At 48.4% G+C, this 18,791-nt stretch carries 16 protein-coding genes; 12 read left to right on the forward strand and 4 right to left on the reverse strand.

Annotated features, from left to right (window positions below):
* Nucleotides 1-102: 102 nt before the first annotated feature.
* The gene (locus tag MKX50_RS12360) at nucleotides 103-744 is read right to left on the reverse strand and encodes a TetR/AcrR family transcriptional regulator C-terminal domain-containing protein (protein ID WP_339159847.1); all 642 of its coding nucleotides are present in this window, start codon (nucleotides 742-744) and stop codon (nucleotides 103-105) included.
* 186 nt (nucleotides 745-930) lie between these two features.
* On the opposite strand from MKX50_RS12360, the gene MKX50_RS12365 reads away from it, so the two are divergent.
* The 5 genes from MKX50_RS12365 to MKX50_RS12385 all read left to right on the forward strand — a co-directional run bounded on the left by MKX50_RS12365 (nucleotide 931) and on the right by MKX50_RS12385 (nucleotide 7,348).
* Entirely contained in the window at nucleotides 931-2,388 is a 1,458-nt protein-coding gene (locus MKX50_RS12365; protein WP_213588389.1) for a 4-hydroxyphenylacetate 3-hydroxylase N-terminal domain-containing protein, read from the forward strand.
* 47 nt (nucleotides 2,389-2,435) lie between these two features.
* Nucleotides 2,436-3,512 carry a dimethylsulfone monooxygenase SfnG gene (gene sfnG, locus MKX50_RS12370; protein WP_213588388.1) on the forward strand — a complete coding sequence of 359 codons (1,077 nt, stop codon included), beginning with the start codon at nucleotides 2,436-2,438 and terminating at the stop codon, nucleotides 3,510-3,512.
* 47 nt (nucleotides 3,513-3,559) lie between these two features.
* Nucleotides 3,560-4,771, forward strand: coding sequence for an acyl-CoA dehydrogenase family protein (locus MKX50_RS12375; protein ID WP_339159850.1), 1,212 nt, complete (start codon nucleotides 3,560-3,562; stop codon nucleotides 4,769-4,771).
* A 219-nt stretch (nucleotides 4,772-4,990) separates the two neighbouring features.
* Nucleotides 4,991-5,950 carry a pectate lyase gene (gene pelA / locus MKX50_RS12380; protein ID WP_339159852.1) on the forward strand — a complete coding sequence of 320 codons (960 nt, stop codon included), beginning with the start codon at nucleotides 4,991-4,993 and terminating at the stop codon, nucleotides 5,948-5,950.
* A 306-nt stretch (nucleotides 5,951-6,256) separates the two neighbouring features.
* Nucleotides 6,257-7,348, forward strand: coding sequence for a glycosyltransferase family 2 protein (locus tag MKX50_RS12385; RefSeq protein ID WP_339159854.1), 1,092 nt, complete (start codon nucleotides 6,257-6,259; stop codon nucleotides 7,346-7,348).
* Between the two features lie 13 nt (nucleotides 7,349-7,361).
* On the opposite strand, the gene MKX50_RS12390 is transcribed toward MKX50_RS12385, so the two are convergent.
* The 3 genes from MKX50_RS12390 to MKX50_RS12400 all read right to left on the reverse strand — a co-directional run bounded on the left by MKX50_RS12390 (nucleotide 7,362) and on the right by MKX50_RS12400 (nucleotide 10,560).
* A complete protein-coding gene (locus MKX50_RS12390) occupies nucleotides 7,362-8,126 on the reverse strand; it encodes a collagen-like protein (protein ID WP_280530394.1) in 765 nt (254 codons plus the stop codon).
* Nucleotides 8,127-8,305: 179 nt separating this feature from the next.
* Nucleotides 8,306-9,568, reverse strand: a complete 1,263-nt coding sequence (locus tag MKX50_RS12395) for a cytochrome P450 (RefSeq protein WP_339159856.1) — start codon at nucleotides 9,566-9,568, stop codon at nucleotides 8,306-8,308.
* Between the two features lie 263 nt (nucleotides 9,569-9,831).
* A complete protein-coding gene (locus tag MKX50_RS12400) occupies nucleotides 9,832-10,560 on the reverse strand; it encodes a YheC/YheD family protein (RefSeq protein ID WP_339159859.1) in 729 nt (242 codons plus the stop codon).
* A 262-nt stretch (nucleotides 10,561-10,822) separates the two neighbouring features.
* Here MKX50_RS12400 and MKX50_RS12405 point away from each other — a divergent pair, with 262 nt between their 5' ends.
* From MKX50_RS12405 to MKX50_RS12435, 7 genes are all read left to right on the forward strand, one after another.
* Entirely contained in the window at nucleotides 10,823-11,914 is a 1,092-nt protein-coding gene (locus MKX50_RS12405; protein ID WP_339159861.1) for a glycosyltransferase family 4 protein, read from the forward strand.
* A gap of 192 nt (nucleotides 11,915-12,106) precedes the next feature.
* Nucleotides 12,107-15,289 carry a bifunctional cytochrome P450/NADPH--P450 reductase gene (locus tag MKX50_RS12410; RefSeq protein ID WP_339159864.1) on the forward strand — a complete coding sequence of 1,061 codons (3,183 nt, stop codon included), beginning with the start codon at nucleotides 12,107-12,109 and terminating at the stop codon, nucleotides 15,287-15,289.
* A 122-nt stretch (nucleotides 15,290-15,411) separates the two neighbouring features.
* A complete protein-coding gene (locus tag MKX50_RS12415) occupies nucleotides 15,412-15,561 on the forward strand; it encodes a hypothetical protein (RefSeq protein ID WP_339159866.1) in 150 nt (49 codons plus the stop codon).
* 237 nt (nucleotides 15,562-15,798) lie between these two features.
* Complete coding sequence (locus MKX50_RS12420; protein WP_213588380.1) at nucleotides 15,799-16,650, forward strand: radical SAM protein; 852 nt, start codon at nucleotides 15,799-15,801, stop codon at nucleotides 16,648-16,650.
* Nucleotides 16,651-16,744: 94 nt separating this feature from the next.
* Complete coding sequence (locus MKX50_RS12425; RefSeq protein WP_339159870.1) at nucleotides 16,745-17,191, forward strand: MarR family transcriptional regulator; 447 nt, start codon at nucleotides 16,745-16,747, stop codon at nucleotides 17,189-17,191.
* Nucleotides 17,192-17,321: 130 nt separating this feature from the next.
* Nucleotides 17,322-18,344, forward strand: a complete 1,023-nt coding sequence (locus MKX50_RS12430) for an NADH:flavin oxidoreductase/NADH oxidase (RefSeq protein WP_339159873.1) — start codon at nucleotides 17,322-17,324, stop codon at nucleotides 18,342-18,344.
* Between the two features lie 98 nt (nucleotides 18,345-18,442).
* Nucleotides 18,443-18,745 carry a Dabb family protein gene (locus MKX50_RS12435; RefSeq protein WP_213588377.1) on the forward strand — a complete coding sequence of 101 codons (303 nt, stop codon included), beginning with the start codon at nucleotides 18,443-18,445 and terminating at the stop codon, nucleotides 18,743-18,745.
* The last annotated feature ends 46 nt before the right edge of the window (nucleotides 18,746-18,791 follow it).

Genomic DNA, 18,791 nt, shown 5'->3' on the forward strand with positions numbered 1-18,791 from the left:
GTGACTTATAGCATACCCAGAAGGAGGATATATTATCCGTATTTAACCCGGACACTCCTGTCTGCATCTTAAGGCAGGGAGGAGTAGTTCGGGTTTTTTCTACTACCGATGCATGCCCATTGAGGGGTACATGCCAAACCCGGCAATTCTCGTAACCTGCAGTGCCATATGATGCGGTGAGTAGGCGCAGTTGTCTTCCAGCCATTTCCCGATGATTCCGCCAGTAGAAAAAGCGATAAAGTCCAGCAACAGCTCAAGCGGCACCTCAAGCTTTTGTCCCAACCCCAAACTGGATATTCTGCAAAAAAAGCCATTCCGGATCGCATCCGTCCATTTGGCCTGTAATTGCCCAGGCAAATTTCGATGAAGCAGCACGCGGTAGAATGCAGCATGCGCGAAGACATGTTCAAATAGTGCCAGCAGCAAAGGGTCAGGATCGGAAGGCGAAGGGATGTACATGCCTTGTCCTGAGCTCGTTATCAGAACCTCCGTCAAGGTATCCAGCTTTTCATCGACCATTTGCTGCAGCAGGTCTTCTTTATCCAAAAAATGCGCATAAAAAGTAGAACGGTTAATATTCGCCCGTTCCGCAATATCGATAATACTAATCTCTGTAAACTCCCTAATTTGCAGGATGGCAACAAAGGACTCCATGATCACCATCCTTGTCCGCACAACTCTTCGATCCTTTCCCCGGCCAGCTCCCATAGTCAAATTCACCTCTTCATTTGATGATCGATCCATTTCGGACTACAAAGGCTTTAATAATGTGGGTTTTTGCTGTGTTTTCCGACAGGTGCCGGAGAAGCTGTTATTTATCCGTCACCTAGCGAGTAATTGCTGATTGATAAAATTTGGATAATAGCTATCATAAGGGATAAAACAGAGCAAATCAATCGGAATAATAATATTTGTGGAAGGAGGGCATCCATGCGAGGCGATAAATTTATAGCAAGTCTCGATGACGGGCGCAGCGTATGGCTGGAGGGGAGCCGGATCAAGCACATTGCCGGGCATCCAGCTTTTGCAGGGACATTACAAACGATCAAATCGCTGTTTGATATGCTTGACGCCCCCGATCTCCGGGAGCAAGTTGGCTATGAGCTTCCGGGGACATCCTGCTATGCCCATAGCTCGTTTCTTGTCCCTTATACGCTTAAAGAGCTGAAAAAACGCAGCACTGCGTTCTCCCGCTGGTCGGCAGAGACTCACGGAATGATGAGCCGGCTATCCGATTATGCGCGTTCAATCGTTACAGGCTGGTACGCTGCACGAGAGGAACTGGGACAGCTGGATCCCGCTTTCAAAGACAAGATAGCCGCCTACTACGAGCAGGCGCGGGATAACGATTTATTTCTGACGACGGCGATCATCGATCCGCAAATCGATCGGTCCAGCGGGCTTGAGGATGAACGAATCGCCGAGCGATTTCTGCATGTGGTGCGGGAGAGCTCGGAAGGCATCGTCGTTCGGGGAGCAAAGATGATCGCTACGGGAGCACCGTACAGCCATGACTTTATTATTTTTTCTTTTTTACAGTTTGAATCCACGCAACGGAAGCATGCCCATGTACTGATCGTACCCGCCGACTCCGCCGGGCTGCACATCGTATGCCGGGAATCCTTCGCGGACTCCCGGGAGAGGAATCATCCGCTCAGCGCCCGTTACGATGAGATGGATGCCGTACTGTTCTTCGATGATGTGCTCATTCCTTGGGAAAGAGTGCTGTTGTACGGAGATCCGGAAAAGGTTCTTGCGCTCCGGGCAAATGAGACCGTAAACGGATTAGCTTTTCATCAGAATGCCGTCCGGTTCGTTGCTAAGCTGGAGTTTGTTACGGGCATTACGTTTGCCGTTGCTGATTCGATCGGGGTAACGGGGTTTCTTCACATTCAAGAAAAGCTGGGGGAACTGCTGATCCAAGCCGATGTCATCAAAGCACTGATTGCCTCCGCGGAGGCAAGGGCTTCGCCCGATGGGGCGGGCGTTTATGTGCCGGATTTGAACCTGATCGAAACAGCCAGAAACCTCGGGACGCGTTACTATCCCAGGGCCATCGAAATATTGCAGCAGATAGGGGGCGGTGGATTCGTGCAAACTCCTTCGGATGTCGAGGATTTTTACGGTCCGATCTCAGGGCTGATGCATCGGTATTTCGAAGGTGCGAACGTGAGCGCCGAGAAGAAAGTAGAGCTGTTTAAGCTGGCATGGGAACTGATCGGCAGTCCACTGGGAGCCCGGCACCAGCTGTATGAGCGGTTCTATGCAGGAGATCCCGTACGGGGGTTGGCGAATCATTATCTCCGCTCTAATAAGGAAGCATGGACTGAGCCGATTTGGAGGCTGCTGCAGGACAATAGCAAGGGAGGAGATCGCAAAGTTAAGTGAATTGTGAACCCCGAAGCAGAAATCGATGAATGGAGAGGTGAAGATAATTGACCATGAAATTTGCTTACTGGGTCCCGAATGTCAGCGGAGGGCTGGTCATTTCCAAGATCCCGCAAAAAACGGGGTGGTCCTTCCGGGACAATGAAAGGTATGCCCGAATAGCCGAAAACAACGGGTTTGAGTATGCGCTGCTGCAAACGAGATTTATCGCCAGCTATGGGGCGGAAAATCAGCTCGAAGCGATAGCGCTCGCATCCGCGCTTGCGGCAGTAACTAACAAAATCAAGCTGATTGCCGCTGTACTGCCGGGCTTGTGGCATCCCGGCACGATTGCGAAAGCCGTTTCTACGATCGACCAGATCAGCCAAGGCCGGGCTGCCGTGAATATCGTCAGCGGCTGGTTCAAGGGCGAATTTCACGGTTTTGGCGAACCTTGGCTGGATCATGACGAGCGTTACCGCCGATCGGAGGAATTTATCCGTGTCCTGAAGCAGCTCTGGCATGAAGAGGTTACGAGCTTTCGCGGTGACTTTTACCGGATAAACGAGGCGCCGCATAAGCCGAAACCCCAGGTTATTCCGCCTGTCTTTCAAGGGGGCAATTCCGCAGCCGCCCGGCAGATGGCAGCAAGAGTGTCCGATTGGTATTTCATGAATGGCAATACAATAGAAGGCTTTCGCGGGCAGATCGAGGAGGTATCCAGGCTGGCCCTCGCGAAGGGGCGCATGTTGAATTTCGGAGCAAACGCGTTCGTAATCGTCAGGGATACCGAGGAAGAGGCCCGCCAGGTACTGAGGGACATCATTGCCTATGCCGATCCTGAGGCGGTTGAGGGTTTTCGGAGCCAGGTGCAGTTTGCCGGAAAAGCTTCTCCAGAGCAGGAGGGGATGTGGGCCAATTCGGATTTTGCGGATCTCGTCCAGTATAATGACGGGTTTAAGACGGGGTTGATCGGGACACCCGAGCAAGTGGCCGATCGCATTATTGCATTGAAGCGCATCGGGGTCAACCTCATATTAACCGGTTTCTTGCATTATGACGAAGACCTGCAGGCCTTTGGAGCGAAGGTCATTCCGCTCGTCAGGGAGAAGGAGGCGGCCTTGTTGGATTCGGCCGTGAATTGATGGACTGTAGGATCATGAAATTGATTTAAATAGAAGGAGAGATGCAAATGACGAAGCAGTCCAAGCAAACTGCTATTTTATCCAATGATGACTATGAGGAGCTGCGAACCGAGATACGAGGACTCGTAGACCAGTTCATCAAGCCAAATGCAGAGGTCACGGACCGCGAAGGGCGCTTTCCACGGGCCAACCTGAATGTATTGGCAGAGGCCGGCTGGAATGGGGTGCTCATTCCGGAACGCTATGGGGGCAAGGGGCTCGATTACGTTGCTTTTGCATTGGCTGCGGAAGAAATCGGCCGGGGATGTCCATCGACTTCTCTCGTATACGTCATGCATGTCGGTGCTGCACAAACGATCGTTCTATACGGGAATGAAGATCAGAAGGAGCGCTGGCTGCGGCCGGTTCACCATGGGCTGATTGGGACTTATTCCACGAGTGAAAAGGCTTCAGGCGGCCATTGGTGGTTTAATTTTAGCGAAGCTGCCAGGGACGGAAACGACTACATTCTCAATGCGGAAAAATCATTTACAACTAGTGCAGGGGAGGCGGATTTCTATGTGTTCCAGACGCGGTCTCCTGGGGCGAAGGTGCCGACCGATGTAAGCTTCTTTATCGTGGACGGGTCGCTTCCAGGCATTAACGCGGGCGTTTGGGAGGCCTTGGGAGTGAGGGGGAATCATAGCGGACCAATAAAGTACGAGAATGTAAGGGTCCAGGCACAGGATAAGCTCGGAGCCGAGGGCCAGGGAAGGGAAATCCTGGAAAGCGGGGTCTCGCCCGTCTATCTGATCGGCCTTGGGTCAACATGGCTTGGCGTTGCCGAAGCGGCTTTGGAAGCGGCAACGGCTTACGTTAAAGCGATGGTTCACCGGGATTTCAATAAACGCTTGGCCGACTATCAGATTATTCGCCAGCAGCTCGCAGAGGTAAAGGTGTCAATCGCCGGCTTGAAACCGTGGCAATTGTTGCTGGCCAAGCAGTTGAACGAGCTCCAGGCGCAAGGGCGGCCGCAGGTTGAGCTGCTGCTGCCGCTTGTGGAGTTTAAGATCCAGGCTTCGGAAGCTGCAAATCTGGCAGCCAAAACGGCGCTTGATGTTACAGGCGGTTACGGTTACAAAAAAGGCATATTCGAGCGGCTGTACCGGGATGCTCGCGCAGGCATCGCCATGGGGCCATCGAACAATATTGCCCGCGAATGGATCGGAAAGGCTTTAGTCGGGCTTCCGCTGGAGCTGTGGTACGAAGGCGGGGATTAGGCTTAGCATAAAAAAGTGATAAGGGCGGCGAGGACCTGTTGTCAGGCATCCTCGCTGCTTTTGTTTCATTGCGCATTAGTCTTTGCGCATAAGAGGAACATTTTTCATCCAGTAATTGACAAGTGGTCACGAAAAAGTTACAATTAAGTAACAAATATTGGTATATATATAAATGTAAGCGCATTCTGAATATGACTAACTAAAAAGAGGAGTTCGAAAATGAAGAAAACAACGTTATCCTTGGCTTTGGCATTCTCAATGATTCTATCCGTACCAGCGGTACTTCTGTCATCTTCTTCGACAGTAGCAGCTGCAGATGCCTCAGGCACAACAGCAAGTATTTCGGAGATTCTCAAAAATCAGCAGAATGACGGCGGATGGAGGAAGGATTACGCCGTAATCAGTGGTGAATGGGCGAAATCAACGATCGATAACAAAGCTACCTATACGGAAATCCGGAGACTGGCAGGCGAATATCAGAAGACGAAAGACAGCAAATACTCCGCCGCTGCCATCAAAGGAATCAACTTCTTGATCAATATGCAATATTCCAATGGCGGCTGGCCGCAAATATATCAAAGTTCCGGCTATCATAAACATATTACTTACAATGATAATGCGATGATTAATGTCATGATTCTGTTGGATGATATTGCTAATAAGAAAGGGGATTTCTCTTTCGTGGATAGCAGCCTGGCTAGTAAAAGTAAGCAGGCCGTAGATAAAGGCATTAACTGCATTCTCAATACTCAAGTTGTCACGAACGGAAAGCTGACGGTCTGGGGACAGCAGCATGACTCATCGAGCTTGAAGCCGGCAGGAGCACGAGCCTATGAAGTCCCATCTTTAAGCTCGTCAGAAAGCGCCACGATCGTAAAATTCCTCAAGACCAGATCGGCAAATTCCAAAATTAGCGCTTCGATTAAAGCAGCGGAAGAGTGGTTTAAGGCAGTCCAAGTTACCGGCATCAAGGTTGTCAAGACTAGCGACGATGTCGTGGTTGTGAAGGACTCCAGCGTTACAACGCCGATATGGGCCCGTTTTTATGAAATCGGCACGAACAAGCCTATATTTGTTGGCCGTGACGGTATCGTGAAATACAATCTTAGCGAGATCGAGCAGGAAAGAAGAACCGGGTATGCCTGGTACGGCAATTGGCCTGCCAGTGTACTGAAGTAGCTCCTGCTTAATTGTGAATTTAATATCCTTAATAGGTGTTACATACAATTTGTAACGCCTTTTTTTGTTATTTCCGTCTGATCTCAGTGTTATTAGAGACAATCGTGGATTAAATTGCCTCATTGCCAATTGCAAGATGTAATAGGTGGCCTCGCTTGAAGAACCGTATATTGCTCATGCTGTCGTTGGATATAGTTAAATGGTTTGCCTGAACCATGCAGAACCATTTGATCTGTTTGTCATAAACTAATTGGAGGCGAAGACGAAACGGAGGTGGGAAAGGCTTTGGCCACGATAAGCCTTTGTATGATTGTTAGGAATGAAGAAGAAACAATAGCGAGATGCCTCGCATCCGTACAACCCATCGTGGATGAAATGATTATTGTAGATACGGGTTCTTCCGATAGGACCATTGAAATTGTCAGCGAATTCACGCCCCATGTATATCATTTTCAGTGGATTGATGATTTTGCTGAAGCAAGGAACTTTTCTTTCAGTAAAGCGACCATGGATTATATTTTGTGGCTGGATGCCGACGATATTCTGTCTGCGGACAATATCCATAAACTGATGCTTCTTAAGAACGCCCTGGACGCATCGGTGGATTCCGTCCTGATGAAGTATGTATTGGGTCGGGATGAGTACGGCAAGCCGAGTTATAGCGTCAAAAGAAACAGGCTCGTTCGTAGGGAAAGAGACTTCAAATGGAAAGGATTCGTTCATGAATATCTGGAGGTAGGCGGCAATATTATGGACTCCGATATTGAGGTAGAGCACCGTAGTATAAAAACAACGGCATCTGATCGTAATCTTAAAATATATGAGAAACACGATGCCGACGGAAAGCGGTTTACACCACGCGATTTGTATTATTATGCAAATGAGCTGTACGATCATGGTTTGTATAAAAGGGCGAAGAGATATTATCTCCGATTTCTCCGAACTGGCCAAGGTTGGGTGGAGGACAACATCCAAGCATGCGGCAAGCTGTCCGACTGCTGTCATTTCTTAGGCGAGCACGATAAATCCCTGGATTGGGCATTTCGGTCTTTTCATTATGATGCTCCCAGGGCAGATCTTTGTTGCCGAATCGGTTATTATTTCATGCAAAAGAAGCAATGGGATCGGTCGATTTTTTGGTATAAGACGGCTTCAAGGCTCGATCTGCCCAAAGAGATGCAAGGATTCGTTAATTACGCATGCTGGACATGGCTTCCACATTTGCAGCTTTGCGTGTGTTACTCCAGCATCGGAAAATTTGAATTAGCGTACGAGCACAACGAACTAGCGAGAACCTATCGTCCTGACGATCCGCGAATTTTGCATAACAAGGATTATTTAGAGACAGTCAGGGCTTCGTTAAACCAAGGCGTTACAGCATTTGAAGTAACGCCTTGATCTGAATGACAGGCTAGATATTAATATCAGCAGCAGTGATTGCTCCCTGATTAATGGTAATGGTCTGACCACCTGACAAGGCGTTGCCGGTTACCTGCAGTGAATACGTATGCGTTCCCACAAGAGGTGCTTCATCGCAAGTAGTAAAAGCCGTAGTAATCGGGCTATTGGCGGATACGGGCGTATCGCTTGCGGTATCAATAACCGTGGTTCCATCGCGAAGAATCCTAAAAGTAATCGTCGGGTTGGCTGAGCTTGGCGTCCAGGTTGAAGATGCTACTAACCAAACTCGGTTGGTTGGTGCAGCTACATTGACGGTTACAGTTCCCAGTGTTGCCGTTGGGGCTGCTGAAGTTAAAGTAATACCGCTAAAACGCGCACAGTCAAAGGATGAGAAAATTCCGGCTGGCCCCGTTGCTCCTGTCGCACCGGTAGCGCCAGTGGCCCCCGTAGCTCCTGTAGCCCCGGCAGGCCCTGTTGGTCCCTGTGGCCCTCCTGCAGGTCCTGTGGCTCCAGTGGCCCCTGTCGCACCTGTAGGACCGGGTGGTCCAGGGATACCTTGGGCTCCATTCAATCCTGGAGGGCCTGTAACTCCTGTAGCTCCCGTTGCACCAGTAGCTCCCGTAGCGCCCTTGGCTCCAGCGGGTCCAATAGGTCCTAGCGGGCCAACTGGCCCCGCAGGCCCAACAGGCCCTGCAGGCCCGGCAGGTCCAACGGGCCCTGTCGGAGCCTTGACGACAATTTTTGGCGGCGGGCAAACAAGTTTTTTCTTCACCACAAAACGTTTTTTTCCTCTTTTAAACCGGCATATCTGCTTTCTTATTCTTCTTACTTTACAATGATTGATTCTCAATGGGTGTACACCTCCTGTTTTGCTATATCGTATGGCAAACATGGAGATGCGGAATGGACGAATGTATCGTAGACTTAAGCGGATTTGCACCGGCCTAGTCCACTTCAAAAAGCGACAGGTAGTGTTGTTAATCCTTGGGAGCTTAAGGTAAAGCTCCACACCACCTTCTCGCGTGGGATGTTTAACCGCAGGCCAGGCATACGTGTCAATAAAGATGTAAACGCAATTTCTCCTTCCATGCGGGCTAGAGGGGCTCCTAGACACATATGGATGCCATGTCCAAAAGCAAGATGACGGTTGATCGTGCGTGTGATGTCCAGTTCTTCCGGTTCCGCGAACTGTATTTCGTCCCGGTTTGCCGACTTTAGTACGACAATCACGGCGTCGCCCCTTTTGATTTGTTGTCCGGCGAGTTCGATATCTTCCGTGGCAAAACGAGGTCCCGCAATCGTGGCGGGCCCGTTGAAGCGCAGCAGTTCTTCGACGGCCAAGGGGACCAGACTTAGATCGGCTTTAAGCTTCTTCAACTGTTCGGGGTGATCCAGCAGCATGAGGCTGCCGGTAGCGATCAGATTCGAGGTAGTTTCATGACCCGCAAAGATGAGCAGCGTAATCATGGAGACCAGTTCTGCTTCGTCAAGCTGGTCTTCCCCTTCTTCGATCGCGATCAATTGGCTGATCAGGTCATCGCCAGGCAGCTCGCGTTTCTTGCCGACAAGCCGTGCGGTATAGTCGCCGAAAGCACGCATATGCTCATCGACTCCCGGTTCCCGCCGCCCCAGTCCAAGACCATGCGCGAGCGCTGCAGACCAGGTTTGGATTTGTTCCCGGTCCTCCTTAGGTACGCCGAGCATTTCGGAAATCACGTTAATTGGCAGGGGATACGCATAATCTTTTACAAGATCCATCTCGCCTGCGGCTAACACCTGGTCAAGCAGCTCGTCGGCAATTTCCTGCACACGCGGACGCAGGCTCTCTATAAATCTAGGCGTAAAGGCCTTCGATACTAATCTCCGCAACCGGCGATGATCGGGTTCATCGACACTTAGCATGGATTTGCCGGTAAAGAAAGTAGTGGGCGAGTCTGAATCGGAATAACTGGATAAGGAGAGCATCGAACGGCTGGTTCCTGCAATGGAGCTGCTGTCTACGGTAAAGTGATGATGATCCTTCAGTACAAGCATGGCTTCCTCTATACGCGTAACCATCCATGCCGGATAATCCGTACCGCCTATGGGGAAGGGGATCGGAATAACGGACCCCATTCCTCGAAGCTGGGCAAATAACGGGAACGGATTATCTCCGTTTTCCCCGCTAAACAAACTGAACACTGCTTTTTCTGGCGTGATTCCGCCGGAATTGTTCATGACGACCATCCTTTCAGAAAATAATAGTAAAAATGAAATATAATCCCAAATACAATCATAGTTTTATCGTTTGAGCGAAGTCAAATTTCCTCAAAATGGCCGACAACCTGTCGATGTTTTACAAGCCAAAACGCTAAATTAAGGGATATAAACAAGAAAAACCGCCTCAGCGGTTTTCTGTTTAATATCGTTCCAGCATGGTATAAAGAATCAGCCATCTGTTCCATAATACGCCGCGTACTGAATGCATTGCCGACTAGTCATTATTTTGCGGCAGCTGCTCGTTTATAACGAATTACTTTTCTGTACATCGATTTATCCTTCAATTTGTTGAATATATAAGGATCCGGATTGGTGTTTACTTCAATAATCCACGGTGTCCAGGTATGATCGAAGCCAATATCCAGACCTATTTGCCGTATCCCGGGATACTTCTTATGAAGAGATTTTGCCGTAGTTACACCTAGCTCGTTAAGCGTATGAATCTTCTTTTGAATTTCGCTATTTGAGATGTGGGCAGCGAAGAGGCGTTTGGTATCCATGAGGGTGCCGCCGCTGTGATAATTGGTCACTATTTTATTAGGATGCGCCACTCTTCCAATGATCCCCGTTGTTTCCCATGTTCCTTTTGGATTCAGCTGCACCATGACCCTCGTATCAAAATGGCGTTTGTTATATTTCAATAGATGAATGCCCTTCTGGATAAGATAGCTTTTCTTGTTCGTATAATTTTGGATGGAGTTGTAAAATGATTTGTAATCCTTAAAGGTTTTCTCCGTTGTTCCAATTTGGTACGCATATTCACCGCTTTTTAGCAGCCTTGCACGTATAACTCCATTCCCATGAGTCCCGAGCTCTGGTTTAATATATACCATGCTATAAAGCCTCAGCATTTTATTCAAGGTGGAGTAGTTGAATTTCCGGGTATCCGGAATAAAGGGGAGAACTTGTTTGCTCTTTAGAAGCGCCTTTGTTTTGGCCCATTTATTCATCACTACCCTACAAGTTTTCTTAACGCTCATCCTCTAGACCCTCCCGATATACTTGCTGCCTTGTTGCATAATTCGTTCATCATCTCACATTCTATGTGTGCTCCCCCTTGCGGGAGTAGGCAATTTAAACATTTTACATAAAGCAAATCCTCTATTGTAAAAAGGGCAGGCAACAAGGTGAACAGACTATACCCATTCCAGAAGATTGAATAAATATAGTAGTGTTCATGCACAATTCGTGCTCTGAGAGGGTGGGAATAGAGTGAAGATCTTGATCGTTGCTCCAGAACAGATCCCTGTTCCTGGAAGCGGATCGGTAGAAATATGTATTCTTGCTATTGCCAAACAGCTTGCAAGCAAACATAAGGTAACTATTATAAGCAGAGCTTCAAAGGGATTGCCCGCTCAAGGCAACGAGGGTGGCGTTAACATCGTGAGAGTCCAATCGGGCAGCTCCAAGGTTTATATTGCCTCTGTTCTTCGTTATATTCAGGGGAAATTTTTTGACATCATTCAAGTCGACAATCGTCCTCATTATATGGCAGCCATCCAAGAGGCTTTTCCCAAAATGAAGGTTGCCTTATTCCTGCATTCACTTACATTTGTACCGTCTAACGGCCATATTGCAACGAGCTTGAGGCATGCCAAGCTTATTATTGCCAACAGCAGCTCACTGAAGCAAAAGTTAACGAGTCGTTTCCCTGAGGTGGCATCGAAAATTCGAACCGTGGAACTCGGGGTTGATACGAGCAGATTTCGCCCCGCAACGATAGCTGATCGAGCGAAGTACAGGAAAAAATATGGCTTGGACAACAAATTTACGGCTCTGTTTGTAGGGCGCGTTATTCCGCGCAAAGGTGTTCCTGTACTGCTCAAAGCGGCCAGCATTGCCGGGAAGGAAGTTCCTCTTCAAGTGGTTGTTGCGGGACGGGGGAGCGCTTCGTACATGAAGCAGCTAAGAGCTACAGCCTCCAAGTTGAATGTATCTGTAAAGTGGATCGGGAAGCAGAAACATTCCGATATTCATAAGGTATATCAGATTGCAGATTGTTTCGTTTGTCCCTCCCAAAAGCATGAAGCCTTTGGACTGGTGAATGTAGAAGCCATGGCGTCGGGATTGCCTGTAATTGCTTCAAAAATAGGCGGGATACCCGAAATAGTGAAACATGAGAGTAATGGTTTTTTGGTTGATGAATATCGGCGCGCTGAACGGTTTGCACCATATTTAATCAGATTGGGAAAAAATAAAGAACTAAGAAACGGAATTGGAATCCAAGCGAGAAACAGCGTCCTTCAGTATTTTACATGGCGGCAAACCGCCGACAAGTTATTGACGATATATTTGCAAAAATAGGAGCTTGTACCCTCAGATGCAAAGCGTTCATCATTCGGACGCTTTTTTGTTTTGGTTCTTAAAGACTATTTTTGCATTTAATGCAAATTTGTGTATACTTGTATGGCAGTAGAAGATCTAATCGAGTTGAACTCTATTTTTGTGGTATTTATTGATGTTGCATATATCAAACAAAAAAGGAGAAAACCACAGATGGATAAGCAGACGAATCCTATTATTCCCCAACCGAAAACCAAAGGCATTCTCGGGAATCTTCCTGACATTGACACGGATCAGCCCGTCCAATCTTTAGTGAAGCTGGCTAAAGAGTACGGGCCTATTTTTAGAGTAGAACTGCCGGGTGGACACCTCACGCTCATATCCGGGCATCAGCTCGTCGAGGAGGCATGCGATCAGTCCAGGTTTGACAAGAACGTCTGGAGCCCGCTGCAAAGAGTGCGTGCTTTTACGGGAGACGGCTTGTTCACCAGCTGGACTTACGAACCGAATTGGCAGAAGGCCCATCACATTCTGCTCCCCAGCTTCAGTCAAAGAGCGATGCAAGGTTACCATAACATGATGGTGGACATCGCCTTGCAGCTCGTTCAGAAATGGGCACGGCTCAATCCGGACGAGGCGGTTCATGTCCCGGATGATATGACGCGCCTAACCTTGGATACGATCGGACTCTGCGGCTTTAATTTCCGGTTTAACAGTTTCTACCGGGATCAGCCCCATCCTTTCGTCGTCAGTATGACCCGTGCCTTGGACGAAGCGATGAGCCAGGGACAAAGGCTCGGCATTCAAAATAAATTGATGCTCCTTACAAAGCGTCAATTCCAGCATGATATTCAATCGATGTTCTCGACCGTGGACAAAATCATTTCGGAACGGCGCGCCGGCAAAACGGAGAGCAAGGATGATTTGCTCGCCCATATGCTGACCAGCAAAGATCCGGAAACCGGAGAGATGCTGGATGACGAAAACATCCGTTACCAGATCATTACGTTCCTGATTGCAGGCCACGAGACGACGAGCGGCTTGCTGTCATTCGCCATATATTATCTCCTGAAAAATCCGGATAAGCTCCGCAAAGCCCAGGAAGAGGTTGACCGGATTCTTACCGGCTCCGTTCCGACCTATAAGCAGGTCAGGGAATTGAAATACATTCGCATGATTTTGAACGAGAGTCTAAGGTTATGGCCGACGGCACCGGCGTTTTCTTTATATGCCAAAGAAGATACCGTCATTGGCGGGAAATATGCCATTCCAAAAGACGATACGGTCACTGTGCTGATCCCCCAGCTGCATCGCGACAAGGAGGTATGGGGAGACGACGTTGAAGCATTCCGTCCCGAGCGGTTTGAGGATGAGGGGAAGATTCCGCATCATGCCTTCAAGCCCTTCGGCAATGGTCAAAGGGCGTGCATCGGGCAGCAGTTTGCGCTGCATGAGGCCACGCTGACCCTGGGAATGGTGCTTAAGCACTTTGACTTGATCGACCATACCAATTATGAGCTAAAAGTCAAAGAGACGCTGACGCTGAAGCCGGATCAATTTACGATCCAGGTGAAGGTCAGACAGCAGCCGATAGCTGCTGCGGCGGCGGAGGAAGAGGCGCCCAAACCGCAGGACAGCGCGCTGAATATTGCAGCCAATCCAGAGCTGAAGGGGCATGATACGCCATTGCTGGTGCTATACGGCTCCAATCTCGGGACGGCGGAAGGCATAGCGCGCGAGCTGGCGGAGCATGGAAAGATGCTTGGCTTCAAGAGCGAATCGGCTAGTCTGGACTCACGAATCGGCAAATTGCCCACGGAAGGAGCGGTGATAATCGTTTCCGCTTCGTATAATGGCAACCCCCCGGATAACGGCAGACAGTTCGTGGAATGGCTGAGCGGGGAGGAAGAAGGAAAACTGCGAGGGGTGCGTTATACCGTCTTCGGCTGTGGAGACCATAACTGGGCCAGCACATATCAGCGGATTCCGGTATATATTGATGAGCGTCTTGAAGCGCTCGGCGCTGCACGTTTGGTTGAACGCGGGGGCGGCGATGCCAGCGGCGACTTCGAGAAAGAATATGAAGAGTGGAGAGAGAAGCTGTGGGCTGGCATCATGGAGGCTTTTGGGCTCACCTATAAGAAAGTGGATAAAAAAGAAAGCTCCCTCTCAATAAGCTATGTCAGCGGAATGACGGGCATGCCTCTAGCGGAGAGCTACGACGCTTTTCATGCAGAGGTCGTGCAGAACAGGGAGCTGCAGAGACCTGACAGCCCTAGAAGCACGCGGTACATCGAGATTAAATTGCCGGAAGGCGCTGATTATCAGGAAGGGGATCACTTGGGTGTGCTGCCGCGCAACCCGACTGCTTTGATACAGCGGGTTGTTGAACGTTTTCGACTGAATACGGATGACCACTTGCTGCTGGAGGGCGGTGGGCGCAGCATCGCTCACCTGCCCCTGGGAAGACCGATCAGTTTGCTGGATTTGCTGGGATACAGTGTCGAGCTGCAGGAGGCGGCCAGCCGTTCGCAATTGCGCGAAATTATGGCCTACACGACATGCCCGCCGCATAAGAAGGAGCTTGAAGCACTGCTGGAGGAGGAAACCTATAAGAGTGAGGTGCTCCACAAAAGAGTCAGCATGCTGGAGCTGATTGAGAAGTATCCGGCCTGCGAGATGCCTTTTGACCGGTTTTTGGAGCTGCTTCCGCCTTTGAAGCCGAGATATTACTCGATCTCTAGTTCGCCTAAGGCTCTCGGGAACAGGCTCAGCATTACGGTCGGTGTAGTCGAAGGGCCCGCCCGCAGCGGTCATGGCCAATACCGCGGAATCGCTTCGAATTATTTGCGAGACCGTCAGCCCGGCGAATCGGTCGTCGTATTTCTGCGAAGACCCGGGGCGGGATTTGAGCTCCCGGCGGATCCGCAAACGCCAATCATTATGGTTGGTCCTGGTACAGGCGTTGCGCCGTTCATTGGCTTCCTGCAGGCACGAGAGGCCTTACGAGCGGAAGGAGCGAAGCTTGGCGAGGCTCATCTGTATTTCGGCTGCAGAAAGCCTGAGGAAGATTTTATTTACAAGCAGGAGCTTGAAGGCTATGACCGTTCCGGTATCGTGAAGCTGCACACCGCTTTTTCCAGACAGGATCCTTTAGCCAAGCAGTATGTTCAGCATAAGCTGAATGAGGATCGGGAGACTATTATTTCACTGCTGGAACAGGGAGGACGGCTGTATATATGTGGAGACGGCACACGCATGGCTCCAGATGTAGAGACCACGATCCGTGAAGCGTATCGGGCGATCCGCGGCAAGACCGAAGAAGAAGCGGTTGCCTGGCTCGACGATCTTCTTTTTAAAGGACAATACGCCAAGGACGTTTGGACGGGAGTCTAGAAAATACGCCCTCTAGATATTTATCCAAGTTTAAGTTTTGGAGATATCTAGGGGGTTATTTCGTCGTTCGCCCAAAATACTGTTATTATGGAATTGATATTATTAATCCCCATGTTTTTTATTTGGAGTTCGGTAAGTGTGATGATGGGGTTGGTGTTGCTGTTGATGGTGCTGGTGTTGCTGTTGATGGTGCTGGTGTTGCGGTTGCTGCGGGTGTTACAGTTGTTGCTATTGCGGCTACTGTTTCTATTGCAAAATTCGTTTATTTCTAACGGTTGCCACAAACGTTAATCGATGGAATTCGAGCTATTAGTAATCCTAACGGTTGTAATCCACGTTATTCATGCCAAAATCGTCACAACAGTAACAATAGGTTAGAATAGCCGTATATACAACCGTTAGATTCTCAAACAGGGAATAATCCGCGAAATAACCAAGATAACAACCGTTAGATCACTTTTATCCCTCGAGAGTAAAGGGTCGTTAAAGGGAGGGGGGCAACGAATCAAGTGCCAACTGAAATCAAAGAGAAGATCGCGAAAAAAATCCTTAGCGAAGCGAAGGGTTACCTGGATATCGGATTTACTCATTCCTTAAACCCATATAGCGGCTGTGCATTTGCGTGTAAATATTGTTATGTCCGAGAAATGCCGATTCAAAAATTTAAGGAGATGCCTTGGGGAGAATGGGTGGACATCAAAACAAACGCCGCTGAAAATTACCGGAATGAAATTCTCAAACTTCGCCGCAACAACAAACCGGTAAATATTTTTATGTCATCGGCAACAGACCCGTACCAGCCGGTCGAAGCCAATGCAGCCTTGACCCGGCGGCTCTTGGAGGAAATGATTGACAATCCGCCGGATTTGCTCCAAATTCAAACGCGCAGCCCTTTGATTACAAGGGATATGGATTTGCTGATCGTATTAAAGGAACGATGTGAAGTTCTCGTATCGATGACGGTTGAAACAGACCGTGAAGATGTGAAGCGAATTTTTGCCCCGTATGCTCCCGGAATCAAATTGCGGCTCAAGGCGTTAAGGGAATTGCATGATGCGGGCATTTTTACCCAGGCTGCACTTTCTCCGGTTCTGCCATTTACACCTGATTTTCCAGACGTACTGAAAGGAATTGTGGACCGAATCTGGATCGATACGTTAATGATCGGAGACGGCCTTATGGGCAGGCGTTCAGAAAGATTGGGCATGCCTCAATTATTTGAGACACATGATCTGTCCAAGTGGTATCAAAAGGATATTCACCTGCGGGTTGAAAAGTATTTTAAAGCGTCTTTTCCTGGCGAAATGATCCGCATTTCCAAGGACGAAGCTTTCCCCATCATAAAACATGAACCTGTTTGACTATTCAAAATAAGATAGATAGAATAATGAATTAACATGTTTAAATGAGGGTACGACGCCTAAAGACGGGAAAGATGAGGTGAATGGAGCAAGCATGAGCAGCCGCAGTAAAAGCGATCTCATAGACAGCTGGATGTCCATAACAAATCTCCAGACACAGATCAATAACAGCATTGAAGCAGAACTGCAAGCTAAGCATGACCTTTCACTAAAAGAGTTTTTTGTTCTATATCTCCTAGCGCAAACAGAGGATAAAAAGCTGCGTTTGCAGGAGCTTCAGGAGTGGGTTGGCCTTAGTCAAAGCGCCATATCACGGCTAGTTGGAAGATTAGAGGCCAAAAATTGCCGTACACTGCAAAGAGATGTATGTGAAAATGACCGCAGGGGAATATACACTTGTCTCACTCCGTCTGGAGAAGTGAAGTTTCAGGAATCGCTAGCTACGGTTGAGACTTTATTGCGAGATAATCTCTCCAAGGAACAGTTATTACAGGAATTGAGTTCAATTGCTACGACTGTAAAACATCGTTATGATTCTTGAAAACCTCAGACACGTTCTGAAGGTTTTTTCTTTATGCGAAACGTATTTGATGAAGTTGACAAAGAAATTTATCCGTGCTAATTTATATGCGTGCGCATGCATTTAAATAGGATGATAAGGAGTGGTTTTCGTGAACCATTTGTTTAGCCCATATCAATTTAAAGGTTTGGAATTAAAAAATCGTGTCGTCATGCCGCCGATGTGTCAATATTCCGTCGAGAATAAAGATGGCATCGCTACCGACTGGCACTATCTGCATTATGTTAGCCGGGCCATTGGTGGTGCCGGGTTTATTATCATAGAAATGACCGATGTGGAACCCGATGGCCGTATTAGCGATTATGATTTAGGATTATGGTCTGATGAGCAAATTCCAGCGCTGGCGAGAATCGTAGAGGCATGCCATAAATACGGCGCCAAAGTTGGCATCCAAATTGCACATGCTGGGAGAAAAGCGGAGGATGCGGCAGAGCCGGTGGCACCTTCAGCGATTCCGTTTGACAAGGACTGGAAGACTCCGCGAGCACTGACTACATCAGAAGTTAAAGATATGGTAGAGAAATTCCGTCAAGCTGTACAACGTGCAGTTAAAGCTGGATTTGATGCGATTGAGATTCATGGTGCCCATGGGTATTTAATTCATCAATTCCATTCCCCGTTAACCAATCAGCGAGATGATGAATATGGAAAGGATCTTACGAAGTTTGGCCGGGAGATTATAGAAGCGGCTAAAGCTGAGATGCCCGATAACATGCCTTTAATTATGCGTATTTCAGCTAAAGAGTATGTTGATGGCGGCTACGGTATCAACGAAAGTATTCAATTTGCTAAGCAATTTCAAGAGGCTGGAGTAGATATGTTTCATATTTCCTCTGGCGGAGAAGGCCCGATTGGCGATTCCGGTAAACCAGGCACACATGCGGCTTACCAGGTCCCCTTGGCTAGAGAAATTAAGGCTTCATTGGATATCCCGGTAATCGCTGTCGGCAGACTGGAAGATCCCATCCTGGCCAATGCCGTTATAGGCAATGAGGACGCGGATCTTGTTGCGATCGGAAGAGGAATGTTACGGAACCCCTATTGGACGCTTGAAGCAGCAGCAGCTCTAAAGCAGGAAATTACTGTTCCTAAACAGTACACTACAGGATTTTAATCGTTTCCAGTAATGCTTATTTATAAATGAGAAAATTTTTGATACCATGGTAGTCAATCAAACGCAACGTATTGAACGGAATTTGAGGAGGAAATAGGATGAGTTCGATTAAACACATGGTTACATTCTCATTGCATTCTGGTAAAAATAATCCGGAGACAGAGGCTTTTTTGCAGATAAGCAGAGAAGAACTAGCAGCAATCCCTGGCGTTGAACAATTCGAGGTGTTTCGTCAGGTGAGCGCCAAGAACGAATTTGATTACGGATTCTCCATGGTATTTGCAGATCAGAGTGCTTACGACGCTTACAATAACCATCCGGTACATATTAAATATGTTGAGGAGCGTTGGAATACCAAAGTGAGCCGTTTTCAGGAGATTGATTTGGTTGTCCATCAATAAATATATATTCAGAAGGCAGCTAAAACAGCTGCCTTTTAGACTTTCA

Origin of the sequence: Paenibacillus sp. FSL W8-0186, from assembly GCF_037969765.1 — a bacterium.
Lineage (GTDB): Bacteria > Bacillota > Bacilli > Paenibacillales > Paenibacillaceae > Fontibacillus > Fontibacillus woosongensis.